At 57.8% G+C, this 17,502-nt stretch carries 13 protein-coding genes; 4 read left to right on the top strand and 9 right to left on the bottom strand.

Annotated features, from left to right (window positions below; translation table 11 throughout):
• Positions 1 to 47 precede the first annotated feature (47 nt).
• From ACZ5BT_RS00240 to ACZ5BT_RS00225, 4 genes are read left to right on the top strand one after another with little or no spacing between them, the layout of a single operon-like run.
• A complete protein-coding gene (locus tag ACZ5BT_RS00240; RefSeq protein WP_464883719.1) occupies positions 48 to 929 on the top strand; it encodes a branched-chain amino acid ABC transporter permease in 882 nt (293 codons plus the stop codon).
• On the top strand, positions 926 to 1,843 hold the full coding sequence (locus ACZ5BT_RS00235; protein ID WP_464883718.1) for a branched-chain amino acid ABC transporter permease: 918 nt from the start codon (positions 926 to 928) through the stop codon (positions 1,841 to 1,843). The genes ACZ5BT_RS00240 and ACZ5BT_RS00235 overlap by 4 nt, the downstream gene beginning before the upstream one ends.
• 4 nt (positions 1,844 to 1,847) lie before the next feature.
• Complete coding sequence (locus ACZ5BT_RS00230; RefSeq protein ID WP_464883717.1) at positions 1,848 to 2,597, top strand: ABC transporter ATP-binding protein; 750 nt, start codon at positions 1,848 to 1,850, stop codon at positions 2,595 to 2,597.
• The gene (locus ACZ5BT_RS00225) at positions 2,594 to 3,298 is read left to right on the top strand and encodes an ABC transporter ATP-binding protein (protein WP_464883716.1); all 705 of its coding nucleotides are present in this window, start codon (positions 2,594 to 2,596) and stop codon (positions 3,296 to 3,298) included. Before ACZ5BT_RS00230 ends, ACZ5BT_RS00225 begins: the two co-directional genes overlap by 4 nt.
• Before the next feature lie 197 nt (positions 3,299 to 3,495).
• Here ACZ5BT_RS00225 and ACZ5BT_RS00220 read toward each other — a convergent pair whose 3' ends face one another.
• From ACZ5BT_RS00220 to ACZ5BT_RS00180, 9 genes are all read right to left on the bottom strand, one after another.
• Complete coding sequence (locus ACZ5BT_RS00220; protein WP_464883715.1) at positions 3,496 to 6,579, bottom strand: type I restriction endonuclease subunit R; 3,084 nt, start codon at positions 6,577 to 6,579, stop codon at positions 3,496 to 3,498.
• Positions 6,576 to 7,808: a hypothetical protein gene (locus ACZ5BT_RS00215; RefSeq protein WP_464883714.1), complete on the bottom strand. Its 1,233-nt coding sequence runs from the start codon at positions 7,806 to 7,808 to the stop codon at positions 6,576 to 6,578. Before ACZ5BT_RS00215 ends, ACZ5BT_RS00220 begins: the two co-directional genes overlap by 4 nt.
• Entirely contained in the window at positions 7,805 to 9,103 is a 1,299-nt protein-coding gene (locus ACZ5BT_RS00210; protein WP_464883713.1) for a restriction endonuclease subunit S, read from the bottom strand. Before ACZ5BT_RS00210 ends, ACZ5BT_RS00215 begins: the two co-directional genes overlap by 4 nt.
• Positions 9,093 to 10,691, bottom strand: coding sequence for a class I SAM-dependent DNA methyltransferase (locus ACZ5BT_RS00205; protein WP_464883712.1), 1,599 nt, complete (start codon positions 10,689 to 10,691; stop codon positions 9,093 to 9,095). Before ACZ5BT_RS00205 ends, ACZ5BT_RS00210 begins: the two co-directional genes overlap by 11 nt.
• A 333-nt stretch (positions 10,692 to 11,024) precedes the next feature.
• Positions 11,025 to 12,716, bottom strand: coding sequence for a hydantoinase B/oxoprolinase family protein (locus ACZ5BT_RS00200; RefSeq protein ID WP_464883711.1), 1,692 nt, complete (start codon positions 12,714 to 12,716; stop codon positions 11,025 to 11,027).
• A 2-nt stretch (positions 12,717 to 12,718) separates the two neighbouring features.
• On the bottom strand, positions 12,719 to 13,897 hold the full coding sequence (locus tag ACZ5BT_RS00195; RefSeq protein WP_464883758.1) for a M24 family metallopeptidase: 1,179 nt from the start codon (positions 13,895 to 13,897) through the stop codon (positions 12,719 to 12,721).
• Positions 13,884 to 15,569 carry a hydantoinase B/oxoprolinase family protein gene (locus ACZ5BT_RS00190; protein WP_464883710.1) on the bottom strand — a complete coding sequence of 562 codons (1,686 nt, stop codon included), beginning with the start codon at positions 15,567 to 15,569 and terminating at the stop codon, positions 13,884 to 13,886. Before ACZ5BT_RS00190 ends, ACZ5BT_RS00195 begins: the two co-directional genes overlap by 14 nt.
• On the bottom strand, positions 15,566 to 16,549 hold the full coding sequence (locus ACZ5BT_RS00185) for an oligopeptide/dipeptide ABC transporter ATP-binding protein (protein WP_464883709.1): 984 nt from the start codon (positions 16,547 to 16,549) through the stop codon (positions 15,566 to 15,568). The genes ACZ5BT_RS00190 and ACZ5BT_RS00185 overlap by 4 nt, the downstream gene beginning before the upstream one ends.
• Entirely contained in the window at positions 16,542 to 17,441 is a 900-nt protein-coding gene (locus ACZ5BT_RS00180) for an ABC transporter ATP-binding protein (RefSeq protein ID WP_464883757.1), read from the bottom strand. Before ACZ5BT_RS00180 ends, ACZ5BT_RS00185 begins: the two co-directional genes overlap by 8 nt.
• Between the last annotated feature and the right edge of the window lie 61 nt (positions 17,442 to 17,502).

Below are 17,502 nucleotides of genomic sequence, written 5' to 3'. Positions count from 1 at the left end.
GCGAGGCGCCGTCTCGCCTCGCCACCCCCCTTCGAATGAGGTGATTTATGGAGCTATCTTTCGCGTTCCTGCAGTTCATGACAGGTCTCGCCTATGCAAGCTCCCTGTTCCTGCTCGCAGTTGGACTATCACTGATCTTCGGGGCGCTTGGCATCGTCAACTTTGCGCACGGATCATTCTATATGCTTGGCGCCTATCTGCTTTACGCCTTTACACAGGGAGACTCATCCGGGTTTTGGTACAGCATTCCACTGGTGCTGGCAGGGGGCTTGGTCATCGGCGCAGCTGTTGAGGTGTTGTTCTTGCGCCACGTGTACAATCGCCCCGAGCACTATCAAATCTTGCTTACCTACGCGCTCCTTCTCATTATCGAGGACCTCGTCAAACTAACATTCGGCGCTGATTTCAAATCGATGGGCATGCCACCAGGATTCAAGCATCCGATTTCAGTTTTGGGGTTGCCTTTCCCCTCCTACTACCTGGGTCTCATGGGCCTCTCCGGGATAACCGCCGTACTGTTGTGGGCTTTTCTTAACCGCACCCGTTATGGCATCCTGGTTCGCGCCATCACTCAGGACCGTGAGATGCTCGAGGCTCTTGGCGTGAACGTTCCCCGTTTGCTCACCCTGGTGTTTGCCCTTGGTATTGCGCTTGCAGCTTTGGGGGGCGCCGCAAGCTTTCCCCTACAGAGCATTTCTCCAGGAATTGCAGTCGATACGGTGATTGATGCATTCATCGTAGTCGTCGTAGGGGGCCTGGGCAGCATCTGGGGAGCACTTCTCGGGGCCATTCTCATTGGTGAGTTTCAGGCATTTGGAGTTCTTCTTCTTCCCGATCTGTCGATTGTCTTTATCTACATGCTGATGGCGCTGGTACTCCTGGTACGTCCTTGGGGCCTTCTGGGGCGCCCGCCGGCGGTGAGAACATGAAAAATGTACCCCTGTTTCTGGTAGTTGCCGCGCTTTTGGTCCTCCCCGGTGTGGCCTCGGGTTACGGCACGCAGGTTGCGATCCAGGCCCTCATCCTGGTGCTCTATGCCATGAGCTTCAACCTCCTGTTTCATCATACGGGCCTCCTGAGCTTTGGGCACGCTGCGTTTTTCGGTACCGGGGCCTACGCCGCAGCGTTAGCCATGGAAAAGCTCGGGTGGCCCTACCTGGTAACACTCCCCCTTGCGCTGCTGGCGAGCGCTCTGGTCTCGTTCGTGATCGGGTTTCTAAGCGTGCGCCTGACGCGCATCTACTTTGCCATGCTCACGCTCGCATTCGCGCAAATGCTTTTTGCCGTGGTACAGAAATGGTATGGTTTCACAGGGGGAGACAATGGAATTACCGGCCTCAGGCCTGAAGGTGTTCTTGGTACGGCCCCAGGGCTGTATTATTTGAGCCTCGGGCTTACGGTGCTTTCCGTCTGGCTCCTTGCCCGGGTCGTGCGGGCACCCTTCGGATACACCCTGCGGGCCATACGTGATAACCCCGCAAGGGCCAGCGCAGTGGGTATTGACCCGTTCCGTTACATGCTTGCGGCCTTCGTATTGTCGGGGACCCTATCGGGGGTCGCGGGATTCCTGCAGGCAGCCTGGCAGCGCTCGGTGTTCCCCGATTTCTTTTTCTGGACCCGCTCAGTGGAGCCTATTATCGCGACGATTTTGGGGGGCGCTCACGTCTTCTTCGGCCCTGCTGTTGGAGCTGTAGCCTTCGTTGTACTGCAGGCGCTGGTGCAGGCGCGTACCGAACTCTGGCCTCTGGTACTGGGAGTGATATTGCTCGCACTGGTGCTCTTCCTTCCCCACGGACTCTCGGGCAGGTGGAAGGGGCGGGGCAAGACTGCAGGAGGGGCGTGAAAGCGTGGGGCTGCTTGAAGTAGAGCAGATTCACAAAAGTTTCAGCGGTTTTATGGCGCTTTCTGGCGTGAGTCTGAGCGTTGAAGAGGGCAGCTTTCACGCGCTGGTCGGCCCCAATGGCGCGGGCAAATCTACACTCTTTAACGTTATTACCGGGCGGTATCGCCCCGACCGGGGGAGGGTGCGGTTTCGAGGGCAAGACATTACCGGTTTCGCAACACATCGAATTATCCCGCAGGGCATCGGGATTTCTTTTCAACGAGCCAATCCTTTTACGAGTATGACGGTTCTGGAAAATGTGACACTTGCACTGCTGGCCCTCAGGGGTAGCGTCAATAACCTGATCGCTCCGCTTTTCTCAAACATTGAGGCCACATGGGAGGCCGAGAAAATCCTGGGTTGGGTAGGCCTGGAAGACGCCCTTGACCGCCCGGTGTCTGAGCTTCCCCAGGGGGACCTTAAGCGAGTGGACATTGCTATTGCCCTGGCGGGGAATCCGAAGTTGCTTCTGCTAGATGAACCTCTGGCCGGGCTTTCAAGGGCAGAGCGCGCTCAAATGGTTCGCTTTATTCAGAAACTGCTGCGCGAGCTGGGCGTAACATTGCTGTTTACGGAACACGATACCGAGTCTGTTTTAAGGCTCGCTGACCGCATTACGGTGTTGCACCAGGGGTCGGTTTTGGCAGAGGGTACCCCGGAGGAAATTCGTCGGCACCCTGAGGTGGTTGCCGCATTCCTGGGGGGTGAAGCATGAGCCGGCTTGAGCTCGATGGCCTTGTCTGCGGCTACGGGCCTGTTCGGGTGCTTCACGGCCTTTCCCTTTACGTGGAGCCCGGTGAAGTGGTTGCTCTATTAGGACGGAACGGCGCCGGGAAGAGTACGACGCTTAAGGCAGCCATGGGTCTGGCACGAGTGTTCGCTGGCTCAATTCGCTTCAAGGGACACGATTTGGCCCAGGAGCCCTCCTACCGCCGTGCGCAGCTTGGACTAGGGTATGTCCCTGAGGAACGGAGAATTTTTCCTGAGCTAACCGTCCGTGAAAACCTCGAGATCGCTCGGAAGCCAGGCACAGGCCGGTATCCGCCGTGGACGATTGATCGGATTTACGAACTCATGCCCCCTTTGGCAAACCTAGAAAACCGTAGAGGGGGCTTTTTGTCGGGCGGTGAACAACAAATGCTCACAATCGCGCGAACGCTCATGGGGAATCCGGAAATGCTGCTGCTCGATGAACCCACCGAGGGGCTAGCCCCGCTCGTGGTCAAAGTGATTGGCAATCTGATCGACGGGCTTAAGAACACTGGAATCGCAATTCTCCTTGCTGAGCAAAACCTCAGGTTTACCAGCCAGTTTGCTGATCGCGCTTATGTCCTTGAAAGCGGTGAGCTTCGACTGGAAGGACCAATGCGGGAGATGGTTGACAACCCCGAGGTCAAGGCGCTGCTCGCCCTGTGATCTCCCGCCTTCAAACCGCAGGCGAGTTGTCGGCGAGGTATCCAGAGAGCGGCCCCACTGCGTGGTCGGCCAGGCGCTCCGTCACAATAACCCTTCTCAGCACCACTGTTGGCCCTCTCGTGTCGGGGCTGCCGGTGGGGTCAAGAAGAGCAACTGTGGGGCCACCGCGTGGATCAGGTGTATTAACCCTTTCCGCGCTAGGCCGCAAACCAAGACTCAGAGAATGCTTCCGCCTGCTCCAGCACGGTTTTCACAGCCTTTTCCTGTGCCTCCTTCGGATAGCCGCGCTTTCGGAGGATTCGCTTGACCAGTACCCGGAGGTGGGCACGTACGTTTTCTCGGACGGTCCAATCAACCGTGACGTTGGCTCGCAGAACTCTCACGAGCTCTCGGGCGACCTCGCGCAGACCGGGTTCTCCTAGCGCACGTATCGCGGTTTCGTTCACCGATAAGGCGTCGTACAAGGCGAGCTCTTCCTCCGTAAGCCCCAGTACCGCTCTACGCTGGTCTGCTTCGCGCATGGCCCTGGCAAGACTAATGAGCTCTTCAAGAACCTGTACGGCGTCGATCGAGCGGTTCTGGTAGCGACGGATGGCCCTCTCCAGCATCTCGGCGAAGGATCGGGCCTGGACGACGTTTTTGCGGCGACGGGTTTTCACCTCGGCGGATAGAAGCTTGCGCAGAAGCTCCACCGCCAGGTTCTTTTGCGGCATCCCTTGCACCTCGGCTAGGAACTCCTCAGAGAGGATGGAGAGGTCGGGCTTCTTAAGACCCGCGGCGGCGAAGATATCCACGACCCCCTCAGGCACCAGGGCGCGAGAAACGATCTGGCGAATCGCGTGGTCGAGCTCTGCCTGGGGCTTGGCATCCTCGGGAGTGCGTTTAGCCAGTGCAGCGCGCACTGCCTGAAAGAAAGCTACGCCGTCACGGATCTTTAGGGCTTCCTTGTGGGGAACGGCCAGGGCAAAGGCTTTGGAAAGGTCCCGTACCGCGGTGAGAAGGCGCTCCTTCCCGTCTTCCAAGGAAAGGATATGCTCTAAAGCTAAAGGCAAAAGGCGCAACCGCTCTTCGGGGCTGCCGGTCTTCCAGAGAGACCAGTCGAAGCCGTGGAAGAGATTTTGGCAGACCTCGTACTTTTCCAACATGAGAACCACGGCCTCTTCCTGGGATATGGCCACCTGCCCGCGACCGCCACTTTCGGTGTAAGCGGCGAGGGCAAGCTTGAGCTCATGGGCTAGGCCCAGGTAGTCCACCACCAGCCCACCTGGCTTGTCGCGGAAGACTCGATTAACCCGGGCAATGGCCTGCATGAGGCCGTGGCCGCGCATGGGCTTGTCGAGGTACATGGTGTGGAGGCTAGGGCAGTCGAAGCCCGTGAGCCACATGTCCCGGACGATGACCAGCTTGAAGGGGTCGCTCGCGTCGCGGAAGCGGTCGGCCAAGAACTCCCGCTGCTGTTTGTTGCGGATGTGGGGTTGCCAATCCGGGGGGTCGGAGGCAGAGCCGGTCATGACTACCTTGACCACTCCCTTGTCGTCGTCCTCGTGGTGCCACTCGGGGCGCAGACGAACGATTTCATTGTAGAGTTCCACGGCGATCCGCCGGCTCATGCAGACCACCATGGCCTTGCCGTCCAGGGCCTCAAGGCGCCGCTCGAAGTGCTCCACGATGTCCCGGGCAATGAGGCGGAGCCGTTTCTCGGAACCGACGATCGCCTCGAGTTGCGCCCACTTTGTCTTAAGCCGCTCCTTGCGTTCGATCTCCTCGCCTTCGGTGACCTCCTCGAACGCCTCGTCGATCTTCGGCTTAAGTTCCTCGGGAAGGTTGAGTTTGGCCAGCCGGCTCTCGTAGTAGATGGGCACGGTTGCCCCATCCTCCACAGCCCGCTGGATGTCGTAGATGGAAATGTAGTCACCAAAAACAGCACGGGTGTTGCGGTCGGCGAGCTCTAGGGGGGTGCCGGTGAAAGCAATGAAGGAAGCGTTGGGCAGGGCATCTCGCAGGTGCCGAGCAAAGCCGTCGATGAAGTCGTACTGGCTCCGGTGGGCTTCGTCGGCGATGACCACGATGTTGGAGCGCTCGGAGAGCACAGGGTGCCGGTCGCCCTTTTTCTCGGGGAGAAACTTCTGGATGGTCGTGAAGATCACGCCCCCGGCTTCGCGCTCCTTGAGAAGCTCGCGCAGGTGTGCGCGGGACTCTGCCTGCACGGGGGTCTGGCGCAGGATGTCCGTACACCGGGAGAAGGTGGCGAAGAGCTGACCGTCGAGGTCGTTGCGATCGGTGAGGACGACGATGGTCGGGTTCTTCATTTCAGGCTCGCGAACGATGCGGCCGGCGTAGAAGACCATGGTCAGACTCTTGCCCGAGCCTTGGGTGTGCCAGACCACCCCGATCCGCTGGTCGCCCCGCTCGCCCCCGGGTTTGGCCTGCAAGGTTTGAGCTACCGCCAGCCGCACCGCGTGGAACTGGTGGTAGCCGGCCGCCTTCTTTTCCAGCCTGCCGCCGTCGTCCTCGAAGAGGATGAAGTCTCGCACGAGCTCCAAGAATCGCTCCCTATCGAACACGCCCTTGAGCAGGACCTCGAGTTGAGGTACGCCCTCGTCTTCGATCTCCTCCCCTGAAACCGTCCGCCAGGGCTTGAACCACTCCCGCCCCGCGGTGAGGGTGCCGAGGCGGGCCTCGAGTCCGTCGGAGATGACCAAAAGCTCGTTGAACGCAAAGAGGGTCGGTAGTTCGGCCTTGTAGGTTTGGAGCTGCTGATAGGCGGTCCAGATGGTGGCTTCCTCGTCAGCCGGCTTTTTGAGCTCGATTATGGCGAGGGGCAAGCCGTTGACGAAGAGCACGATATCGGGTCTGCGGGTGTGGTGGTCCTCCGTCACTGTGAACTGGTTGACCGCGAGCCAGTCGTTGTTTTCCGGATGCTCAAAGTCCAGGACGTAGACTTGTGCGCCGCGGATCTCGCCGGACGGGGTGCGGTACTCCACCGCCACGCCGTCTATCAGCATGCGGTGAAAGGCGCGGTTCCGGGCTTCCAGCGTGGAGCCCTCCGGGTGGGTGAGCTTGCGGAAGGCTTCCTCCAGAGCCTCGTGGGGCAGGTCGGGGTTGAGGCGTGCGAGGGCGCCCCGCAGGTGCTGAGCGAGCACTACTTCACGGTAGTCCTCCCGCTCCGCAAAGGGTTCTCCCGGCGCGATCTCCGGGCCGTGCTTGATCTGCCAGCCCAGGGATTCAAGCCAGCCGAGAGCGGCGGATTCAACCTCGGATTCGGTGATACCATCGGTCATGTCGGCACCTCAAATATCAGGACAGTCAAAACCAACTCACGATTGGCATCGTCTCGATGGTGAAGAATAAATCGGAATCCCGTCTCCGAAGGGTAGAGAAGCTGGCGTTTGAAGTTGGGATGTGCCTTTACAACCTCCGGAATTTGGTCTAGTACACGAGAAAGTTGCTTCCCTCGGTTAAAAACGAGCAGCGCTGTCTTTGTGTCCCGCCAGCTTGTGTAGTTAAGCAGTTGGTCGATCGCGTCCTTGAAGGATTTCGGTCCTCTCCAGAACTTGCACTCCGCAATGAAGATGTTTCGATCTTCTGCACGAATAAGGATGTCAGTCTTCCCCTCAAAATTGAAAGTCTCTCCCGTTGCTTGGCCTTCATATTGCGCGTTCAACTGAACTAAAAAATGTTGTCGGAGGTCTTCCTCCCGCATTTGCTTGAAAGCTTGTGGACTCCTCTCAATAACCTTAGCCATATTGCTGATCACGGACAGGATGTGTTCGTACTCCTGCATATCAAGAGTCGGTTCTGGGGCAAAGGGTGCAGCACTGGCTTTTGGCGGCGTGGGAGTAACCTTCCTGCGAACCGTCGGGACCACGTATGTCTGGGGAGCGTCCGACCTCCTTCTGAGAGGAAATCCTAAAGATGCGACTAAGCCTTGGTCCTTGAGAAGCTTTTGACGGCGAGCTTCGATCCGTTGTCGAGCCTTATCTCGCAGTGAAGCGTTGAACTGAGAAACATCCGACGCTATCCATTCGAGGTACTGTCTGATTTGGGCAAGGGTTCTTTCGAACTCGGCTTTGATTTTGTCAGCGTCATGCTCTATCAGTGTAAAGGCGATGATTAGCTCTTCTGCACCAACACTGCCTCGCGGCGGGTTTAACGTAAAACGGCTCGGTTGGCATTTGAAAAGCTCCTGGTCTCCATCATATGGGATAAAGAACCGGACCGTTGTCCCTTTGATGTAAAAGGGCTTACTCCGATCGAAGATAAACCGATGAGGATCCTGACTGACGTCTACATCCGTCTCGTGCTGATTGACGGTAATTTCATCTTCTCTCAGTCGCGGCGGTTCGAACCTGTATTTCTGCTCGAAGTAGTCGCAGAGGTCTTCTAGGCTGGAGTTGAGCAACCGACTCCCTTCTATCTCATCGATCTCTCTGAACAGCTCCGCCTCTTGACGCTGGAGCACGCTGTAGAGATCGTAGTCGGAAAACAGGAGAGTGTCCCGACGACTCATAACCCTTTCTCCTCCAAAAACCGCTCTGCATCTTTCACCCGAATTTCCCCACTGATGAGCTTGGGCAGCAGTGCGTTGCGTAGGGCGGCGAGGGTGTGGGATTCCCTGTGAGAAGCTAGGTATTGCTGAAATAGAGGCTCAATTACCCTCTGAAAAGCTTCAACCGGACCTCTGGGAGGGAGAACCACGGGGATTTTCAAAACGGCTGCCGGCCGCACACGCTGGTGGCTTTTTGATGTGCCAGTGACCAGAGATCGAAGTTCCTCCCGAAATCTCTCGGATCCTGCGAGGCAGTAAACGTAAGGTCGTGAAAATGGCGGTTTCGGCAGCAGCACAAGAAACTCCGTAGAACAAACAGACCGTGTGGTTAGTGAAACATCAACCAGCCAGATCCGCTCAATTTCGGGATTAAGCTTAGAAAGGAGAACTGCCCCTGGCGGAACAGAGTATTTGTGGCTTTTGATTTCCCGGCCTTTCTCGATTTTCGGTTGTCTCCCTTCGTCGAAAGCGGGAATGCTAAAGTGCAGGAAGATTTCCTCTGGCGAATCAAGGGGGTTAACTTGATTGCGCTGCAACGTTATCACATCACTAAAATTGCCAACCTGCCACCCCTCCGGAATCTCCCCCAACTCTGACGGCACCAGCCGGTCGGGGAAGAGGTCGTAGAGGTGGGCGGGGAGGCCAGGAAGGGACTGGCCGCGTTGCCAGCGGCCTTCCATCTTGGCTCGTACGGGCTCGAAGTCCACGAACCACGCCTTGAAAATGGCCCGTGCCATGGCCTCGAGGTTTTCGTTCATATGCCGGTTCAACTCGATTTTGTCGTCCAGCGTGCCGAGGATGTGGGCGATGGCAATTCGTTTTGACCGATCTTCTGGCCACGGTAGCACCAGTTGCTCTAGGTCTCGTTTGGTTGCATTTCCAAAAACTGAGCCGCTACCTTCAACTGCGTGCCAACTAGGCTCCAAATAACGTAGAACGTACTCAATGTAACGGACATCTGACTTTTGTTTAGGCCGGATAATTGCTAATCCTCGCCCAATTGCACACTCTCTGTCAGCGACATTAACTTTGCCAATTGGGGCACGAACACTGAGCAAGATGTCGCCGGGTCGTGCTATGCGGGATGGTTTGGTACAAAACACCCGTGGTGTGGGATACCGATGTCCAAAGTCTGCCGTACCCTGAAAAAACGGCAGACCATCACCAGCCTCGTTATACGTATAGCCAGGGGGTGATTGCCCCATAACAATTTCGGCAACGTCACCGAGGTGCACGCTTCCCCACTCACCCGCCATATCCCAACTCCTCCAGGTTCTTCAAAATCATCTCGTCCAACCGCCGCGCTTTGGCCTGTTGTGCACGCAATTCAGCCACCAGCCGCTTCATCTTCTCCTCGAAGGGTTCGTCGTCTTCCTCCTGCGGTGGCACGCCGACGTAGCGGCCCGGGGTGAGCACGTAGCCGTGCTGGCGGATCTCCTCCAGGGTGACGCTTTTGCAGAAACCGGGGATGTCTTTGTACTCGCCAGCATCCGGCTCACCCCGCCAGGCGTGGTAGGTGCGGGCGATCTGCTGAATCTCTTCCTCGGTGAGCTCACGGTGGGTGCGGTCCACCATCCGACCCATCCTGCGGGCGTCGATGAAGAGCGCCTCGCCGCGGCGGTCGCGTAGGGGCTTGTTCTGCCCGGCAGGGGGCCGGCCACTTTTGTCTCTGGCAAGGAACCACAGGGAGGCAGGAATCTGGGTCGTGTAGAAGAGCTTGTCGGGTAGAGCCACGATGCAGTCCACCAGGTCGGCCTCGACGATGTTCTTGCGGATCTCGCCCTCTCCCGACTGGTTAGAGGACAAAGATCCGTTGGCCAAGACGAAGCCCGCGTAGCCCGTAGGTGCCAGGTGGTGGATGATGTGCTGCACCCACGCGAAGTTGGCGTTGCGTGCGGGAGGAACACCGAACTTCCAGCGCTTGTCCTCCCGTAGGCGCTCGCCGCCCCAGTTTTTCATGTTGAACGGAGGATTGGCCAGGATGTAGTCGGCCTTGAGGTCTGGAACGCGGTCATTGTGGAAGGTGTCGCCTTGCTCGATCTTGCCGTCGATGCCGCGAATGGCCAGGTTCATCTTGGCCAGGCGCCAGGTAGTGTAGTTGAGCTCCTGGCCGTAGATGCTGATTTGAGCGCGGGCGCGGCCCCCGTTGCCGTTTCCGGTGGCGTGGGCCTCAACGAAGCGCACTGACTGAACAAACATCCCCCCGGAGCCACAGCACGGGTCGTAGACCCGCCCTTTGAAGGGCTCCAACATTTCCACCAGCAGCCGGACCACGGAGGCCGGCGTGTAAAACTCCCCGCCCTTGCGACCCTCGGCGCTCGCAAACTGCCCCAGGAAGTACTCGTAGACACGTCCCAGTACGTCCTTAGCCCGAGCCTCGGCGTCCCCTACGCGGATGTTTGAAATCAAATCGATGAGTTCACCCAAGCGGCGCTTGTCCAGAGAGGGTCGGGCGTAGTCTTTAGGGAGCACCCCCTTTAGAGAGGGGTTGTCTCGCTCCACGGCCTCCATGGCCTCGTCCACGATCTGATCAATGTTGGGCTGTTTTGCGGCCTGCTGAAGTCGCGCCCACCTTGCTTCAGGCGGCACCCAGAAGACGTTTACGGCCCGGTACTCGTCCGGGTCCTCGGGGTCGGCGCCTTCGGAGATCTCGGCTTCCAGCTTCCGGCGGTGTTCTTCGAAGGCGTCGGAGATGTACTTAAGGAAAACCAGTCCGAGGACGACATGCTTGTATTCCGCGGCGTCCATACTGCCGCGCAACGCGTTCGCCGTCTGCCAAAGCTCTGCCTCGAAGCCAAGGTTAGCCCCGTTGTTGGTCGTTGAGCTGTTCCTCGTGCGTGCCATATTCGCCACCTCAGGATCTTGTGTGCTCCCGTTGATGCTTAGCGTGACCAGGCCCTTAACTTGAGGCTAGCACGGCGCCTGCCCAAGATCCGGTGCAATCGCACGGGCCTTTTCGCTCGAAGCGCCCCTACACACTGAGCGTTCTTGCCTGGGCTTAAAGAAGGAGAAACTGAGGAGTGAAAAGATCACCGACCCTTATGGGCCGCACCGAACCTCATGCGAGAGTCGTTTTTCTGCAGCAGCTGGCGCTTGCACCAGGCCCCAGCTACGCCCACCTAGAGGTTGCGGAGTCGAAGAGGGCCAAAGTGGCTCGTTTTGGCGAGGCGCTACTGATTATTGAGTACCATCAGCACACACCCCGTAGTACTTTTCGGCCTGTTCTTTGGTGATGTACTCGTTTTTGAGATCTTCCAGCACCTTTTCCCGCGGACGGTTCTTGGGATTACCGTAGCCGCCCCCGGTAGCGGTGACGAGCCGGACCAGGTCTCCTTTTTCCAGCCGCAGCCGCGCAACCTTGCCGTAGACTTCTTCCTTTCCGTCTTTGCGGATTACCTTGATGTAGTTGCGGGAGCCTTCCTGTCCTCCGTTCATGCCCCAGGGCAAGAACTTGTGCCGACCGAAGGTGCCGGTAAGGTAGGCTTCGTCTGCCACAATCCGGTAGTCCAGCACCACCCCCTTTCCACCGCGGTACTCCCCGGCGCCGCCGTCCTCGTTGTGGAAGGCGTACTGCTCGACCAATACGCCATAGCGGGTTTCGGTGACTTCCACGGGGATGTTGTAGGTCTCGCCGTCTCCCACGCAGAACTGGCCGCTCTCTCCATCCTTATCGTGTCCGGCACCCCAGCCACCCACGAGAGGTTCTACGAGGAGGAAGAACTCGCCGGTATCGGGGTGAACACCTGAGAGCACTGTGCCGCACACCGAGAGCAGGTGACCTGCGGGCAAGCGGTCCGGCACGTGGGGCGCCAAAGCCTTCCAAATGAGGTCGGTGGCGTATTCTAGGGTCTCCCAATATGTGGATACTGGCGCTGGCTGCTCAGCTGTAAAGATGGTTCCGCTTGGGCAAATAATCTGGAGCAACCGAAAAGCACCGCCGTTAGCAGGTATTGCTGGGTTTGTTAAAGCTTTGAATATCGACCGGACGCTTGACACCAAACCGGGCCATGTTCCGTTAATCGGCCCCGGCACCTGAGGATGGCTTCCTGTGTAGTCGGCGATGAACTGATCGTCGGTGATGGTCACCTTGACCTTGACCTTGAAGGGGCCGTTGCCGATGCCGTCGTCGTCGATCCAATCCTCTGCCTCGAAGGTTCCCTTGGGCAGCTTAGCCAGTTCCAAGCGAGTCATTTCCTCGCCGTAGTCAAGGAGCTTGTCTACGGCGGTGAGGACAGTTTCTTTGCCGTATTTGCGGCAAAGGTCGAGGAAGCGACGTTCGCCCACCCGGAGTGCGGCCACCCCAGCCCAAAGGTCGCCGAGGGTCATGTCAGGCAGGCGCACGTTGGCGGCGATGAGGTCGAGGAGGGCCTGGTTAGGCTTGCCGCGGTCGAAGAGCTTAACGTTGGGGAACTGGAGCCCTTCTTGGAAGACTTCGGTGGCATCGGTGGTCCAGCTGCCGGGGTCTTTGCCGCCGACTTCGGTCCAGTGGGCTTTGTTGGCGACGAAGGCCACAAGCTCACCTTCGTAGAAGACGGGCATGATGAGGGAGACGTCGGAGAGGTGAGTTCCGCCGCCGCCGTAAGGGTCGTTGGTGATGAAGATGTCGCCGGGGAAGAGTTCCCCCACGCGCCCAAATTTATCGAGGACACCCTGGACGGCGGTATCCAAGGTCCCCAAAAAACCGGTAACTCCGTTTCCCTGGGTAATGAGATTACCTTTTGCGTCGGTAGCCCCTACGGCGTAGTCCAGGGTTTCGTAGATGATTGGGCTTTTGCTGGTCCGCTGGAGGGCGTAGAACATCTCATCCCCTAGCGCCGTCAGGGCGTTCTTGACAATCTCTAGCGTGAAGTAGTTAATGTTCGTTTTCATATTCACGTACCGAGAATGTCCAGCTTGTACTGCTGAGCTGTTGTGACTTCAGGGCCGGTTGGACCGATATACACATCGATTTCGCTGCGCACGCCAAACTCCGGAAGGTAGATCCCCGGCTCAATAGTGACCGCTATTCCTGGGATCAGGGTGCGCTCGTCGCGAGTTTCGAAGTCGTCCAAGTGCACCGCTTCCCCATGAGCCGACTCGGTTCCTAGGCTGTGGCCTGTTCGGTGAAGCAAGCCACGTCCATACCCTGCTTCGACGATAGTGTTTTGAACCACCCGATCAACTTCCCAGCCCTGAATCGGTTCGTTTCTGGCAAACGCTTGCCGAATTACTGCAACCCCACGTTCCCGCGCAGCAATAACGGTGTTAAAGGCATCCTGAAACGCGCTACTCGGCGGACCATAGTGGGCCATCCAGGTGATATCAGCGTAAACGCCGTCAGGTTCTGCGGCACGGCACCACAAATCCAACAGGATAGGCTCGCCTGGTTGCAAAAGCCTGCTGTGGTACGGGTCAGGCACATAATGTGGGTCGCTTGTTGTTTCTCCAAACGCGACAATAGGCGGGTGGTCAAACACCATTTCCAAGTCAGCAAAGCGCTGGGCCATGAAAGACTGGGTCTCATACTCGCTCACCGGTCGCCCTTCGGCAACCCTTTCACGTAGAAAGTCCAGCGTCGCATCCTTGACTTCTGCAAGGGCCCTGGCGGCCCGATAGTGCGCTTGGAGTTGTCCAGGGGTCCAGACGAGGAACAACTGCAGCAGGTCCCCAGAACTGACGATTTCCTTGCCAAGCGAGCGGATCAGGTCGACTGTTCCGGCGTCGACCTTGGAGATATAGGGGATGTTGCCGAAGGGGGAGTACTCCATGGCGATGCGCTTGGCATCGTGGAGCATTACCTTGAGCTGGTTCACCAAGCTCGTGCGGCCTGTATAGCTGAGAACCTCGATGCCAAGGTCAGGGAAAGAGCCCCTTTCGATCCCGTGGACCAACACCACCGGTTTGCCCTTAGCGGGCACCCAGAGAAACCATCTGCGGGTCAGCAGCGTGGGTTTCAACTCCACCGCCCGCAGCGCGAGCGGGTTACTACCGCGGAAATCGTACAGCAACCAGCCGTCAATCTTTTCTCTTCTCAACCGATCCTGAACTTCGTGGAGCTTATTGAGTACCATCAGCACACACCCCGTAGTACTTTTCGGCCTGTTCTTTGGTGATGTACTCGTTTTTGAGATCTTCCAGCACCTTTTCCCGCGGACGGTTCTTGGGATTACCGTAGCCGCCCCCGGTAGCGGTGACGAGCCGGACCAGGTCTCCTTTTTCCAGCCGCAGCCGCGCAACCTTGCCGTAGACTTCTTCCTTTCCGTCTTTGCGGATTACCTTGATGTAGTTGCGGGAGCCTTCCTGTCCTCCGTTCATGCCCCAGGGCAAGAACTTGTGCCGACCGAAGGTGCCGGTAAGGTAGGCTTCGTCTGCCACAATCCGGTAGTCCAGCACCACCCCCTTTCCACCGCGGTACTCCCCGGCGCCGCCGTCCTCGTTGTGGAAGGCGTACTGCTCGACCAATACGCCATAGCGGGTTTCGGTGACTTCCACGGGGATGTTGTAGGTCTCGCCGTCTCCCACGCAGAACTGGCCGCTCTCTCCATCCTTATCGTGTCCGGCACCCCAGCCACCCACGAGAGGTTCTACGAGGAGGAAGAACTCGCCGGTATCGGGGTGAACACCTGAGAGCACTGTGCCGCACACCGAGAGCAGGTGACCTGCGGGCAAGCGGTCCGGCACGTGGGGCGCCAAAGCCTTCCAAATGAGGTCGGTGGCGTACCGCTTTGTTTCCCAGTAGGTGGAAACCGGAGCGGGGCGTTCTGCAGTAAAGATCGTCTGCGGCGGACATACGATTTTGAGTGGGCGAAAAAGGCCACCGTTTGTCGGAACATGCGGTGCCACGACTGCCTTAAACACTGCACGCACTTCGGAAATAAGCCCCGTCCAAGTGCAGTTAATCGGCCCCGGCACCTGAGGATGGCTTCCTGTGTAGTCGGCGATGAACTGATCGTCGGTGATGGTCACCTTGACCTTGACCTTGAAGGGGCCGTTGCCGATGCCGTCGTCGTCGATCCAATCCTCTGCCTCGAAGGTTCCCTTGGGCAGCTTAGCCAGTTCCAAGCGAGTCATTTCCTCGCCGTAGTCAAGGAGCTTGTCTACGGCGGTGAGGACAGTTTCTTTGCCGTATTTGCGGCAAAGGTCGAGGAAGCGACGTTCGCCCACCCGGAGTGCGGCCACCCCAGCCCAAAGGTCGCCGAGGGTCATGTCAGGCAGGCGCACGTTGGCGGCGATGAGGTCGAGGAGGGCCTGGTTAGGCTTGCCGCGGTCGAAGAGCTTAACGTTGGGGAACTGGAGCCCTTCTTGGAAGACTTCGGTGGCATCGGTGGTCCAGCTGCCGGGGTCTTTGCCGCCGACTTCGGTCCAGTGGGCTTTGTTGGCGACGAAGGCCACAAGCTCACCTTCGTAGAAGACGGGCATGATGAGGGAGACGTCGGAGAGGTGAGTTCCGCCGCCGCCGTAAGGGTCGTTGGTGATGAAGATGTCGCCGGGGAAGAGTTCCCCCACGCGCCCAAATTTATCGAGGACACCCTGGACGGCGGTATCCAAGGTCCCCAAAAAACCGGTAACTCCGTTTCCCTGGGTAATGAGATTACCTTTTGCGTCGGTAGCCCCTACGGCGTAGTCCAGGGTTTCGTAGATGATTGGGCTTTTGCTGGTCCGCTGGAGGGCGTAGAACATCTCATCCCCTAGCGCCGTCAGGGCGTTCTTGACAATCTCTAGCGTGAAGTAGTTCAGGCTCATTCGGCTCGGCCTCCCCCCAAAACCCCCGTGTGTAGGTGGCACGCGACGAGGTGGTTGGGTTCCACCTCCCCGAGTGTGGGAACAACATCCCAACACGGCTCCTCGGCAAAAGGACACCGCGGCGCAAAGGGGCACCCGCTCGATGTGCGAGCGATGTCATCAATTATGTTTTGCTCCCACGGCCATTCGGGCTTAAGGGATTCTTCTTCAGCCGAAACAACCGGGATCGAGGATAACAACATGCGCGTGTACGGGTGTTTGGGATCAAGGTAAAGGGGCTGAGTGGGACCGGCCTCGACTAGCTTCCCTCGGTACATGACGGCGACACGGGAAGCGATGTTGCGGACAACACTCAAGTCATGGGTGATGAATAGATAGGTCAAGTTGAACTGCGCCTGGAGTTCAACCAAGAGGGAAAGAACTTTTGCCTGTACAGAAACGTCCAGTGCCGAAGTTGGCTCGTCTAGGATGACTAGACTGGGTTTAGCAGCCAGGGCTCGTGCGATGGCCACACGCTGCCTTTGCCCTCCAGATAAGACGGAGGGATAGCGGTCCATGTACTTGGGTGAAATGCCTACGGTTTGGAGTAACTGCGCAACCTGATCCCGCATTTGCCGCTCTGGGACCAGACGGTGTATCCGGAGTGGCAATTCTATGCTTTGCCGGATGGTTCTGCGCGGATTGAGGGTTGACATGGGGTTTTGTTGTACTACCTGGATTTGGCGACGAAGCTTCCTTGACCGCCGAGTTCCTAGCACCTGCCCTTGGAAGAGAATCTTGCCTTGCGTTGGTGATTCAATGCCAAGTACCAGGTTGGCCAGAGTGGTTTTGCCAGATCCCGACTCACCTACCACGGCTAAGGTTTCGCCAGGAAATATTTCGAGAGTGAGTCCGTTGAGTGCCTTTACGATCTTGTCTCTGACAACATAGTGCTTATAAAGGTTGTCGACTACGAGAATCGGGGGACTATGACTATGCATTAGGAGTTACCTCCCTGTACAGCACGCACGCCACCCGGTGACCGCTTTCGAATTCAATAAGCGGTGGTGTCGACTTGCACTCAGCCCGGGCATACGGACAACGTGGATGAAATCGGCACCCAGACGGTGGTGCAGTATAGTCGGGAACAATACCGTCGATTCCTTTCGGCAACTGCTTTCCGGTGAGTCGGGGCACCGAAGCCAAGAGGGCTTGTGTATACGGATGCTTTGGGTTTTGGAAGAGGATGCGTGTGCTCGCTTCCTCAACGATCGATCCAGCGTACATGACGTAGACTCGGTCGGCGAATTCGCGGACTACACCAAGATTATGTGTGATGAGCAGGACTGCAGCCCCAGTGTCGCGAGTCAACCGCTTCATGAGCCGCAGGGTTTGCTCCTGGACAGTCACATCAAGAGCCGTGCCTGGTTCATCAGCGAGCACGAGTTCTGGCTTATTGACTAGCGCCATAACGATCAGGATTCGCTGATTCAACCCCCCACTTAGCTGGTGGGGGTAGGCTTGTAATACACGGTCTGGATCTGAGATAGCTACTTGTTGAAGCGCGGTTCGGGCGATTTCGTAGGCTTGTCTCCGAGTTTTTGCTCGGGCACCTCGTAGGATGACCGTTGTTAGCTGATCAGCGATAGTAAAAGTAGGGTTGAGGGCGGCCATCGGGTCTTGGAAAATCATGCTAATCCGCCTACCTCGAATTTCCCGCAATTTCTTCTCTGGCAGGCGGAGGAGTTCTGTTTGGTGAAAGCGTACGCTTCCCGAAATTTCAGCGTTCCTCTGTTGGAGTAGGCCCAAGATGATACGCAGGGTGACGGACTTGCCGCAACCTGACTCTCCAACGAGTGCGACTCGCTCCCCACGCCGGACCTCCAAGTTCACTCCATTAAGCACGTGGGCTTGGCCTTCGAATAGCCGAAAGCGGAGATGCAGGTTTTCGATT

The organism is Vulcanithermus mediatlanticus, from assembly GCF_055385885.1.
The sequence above is the reverse complement of the archived record's forward strand: the minus strand, read 5'-3'. Positions and strand labels throughout refer to the sequence as shown.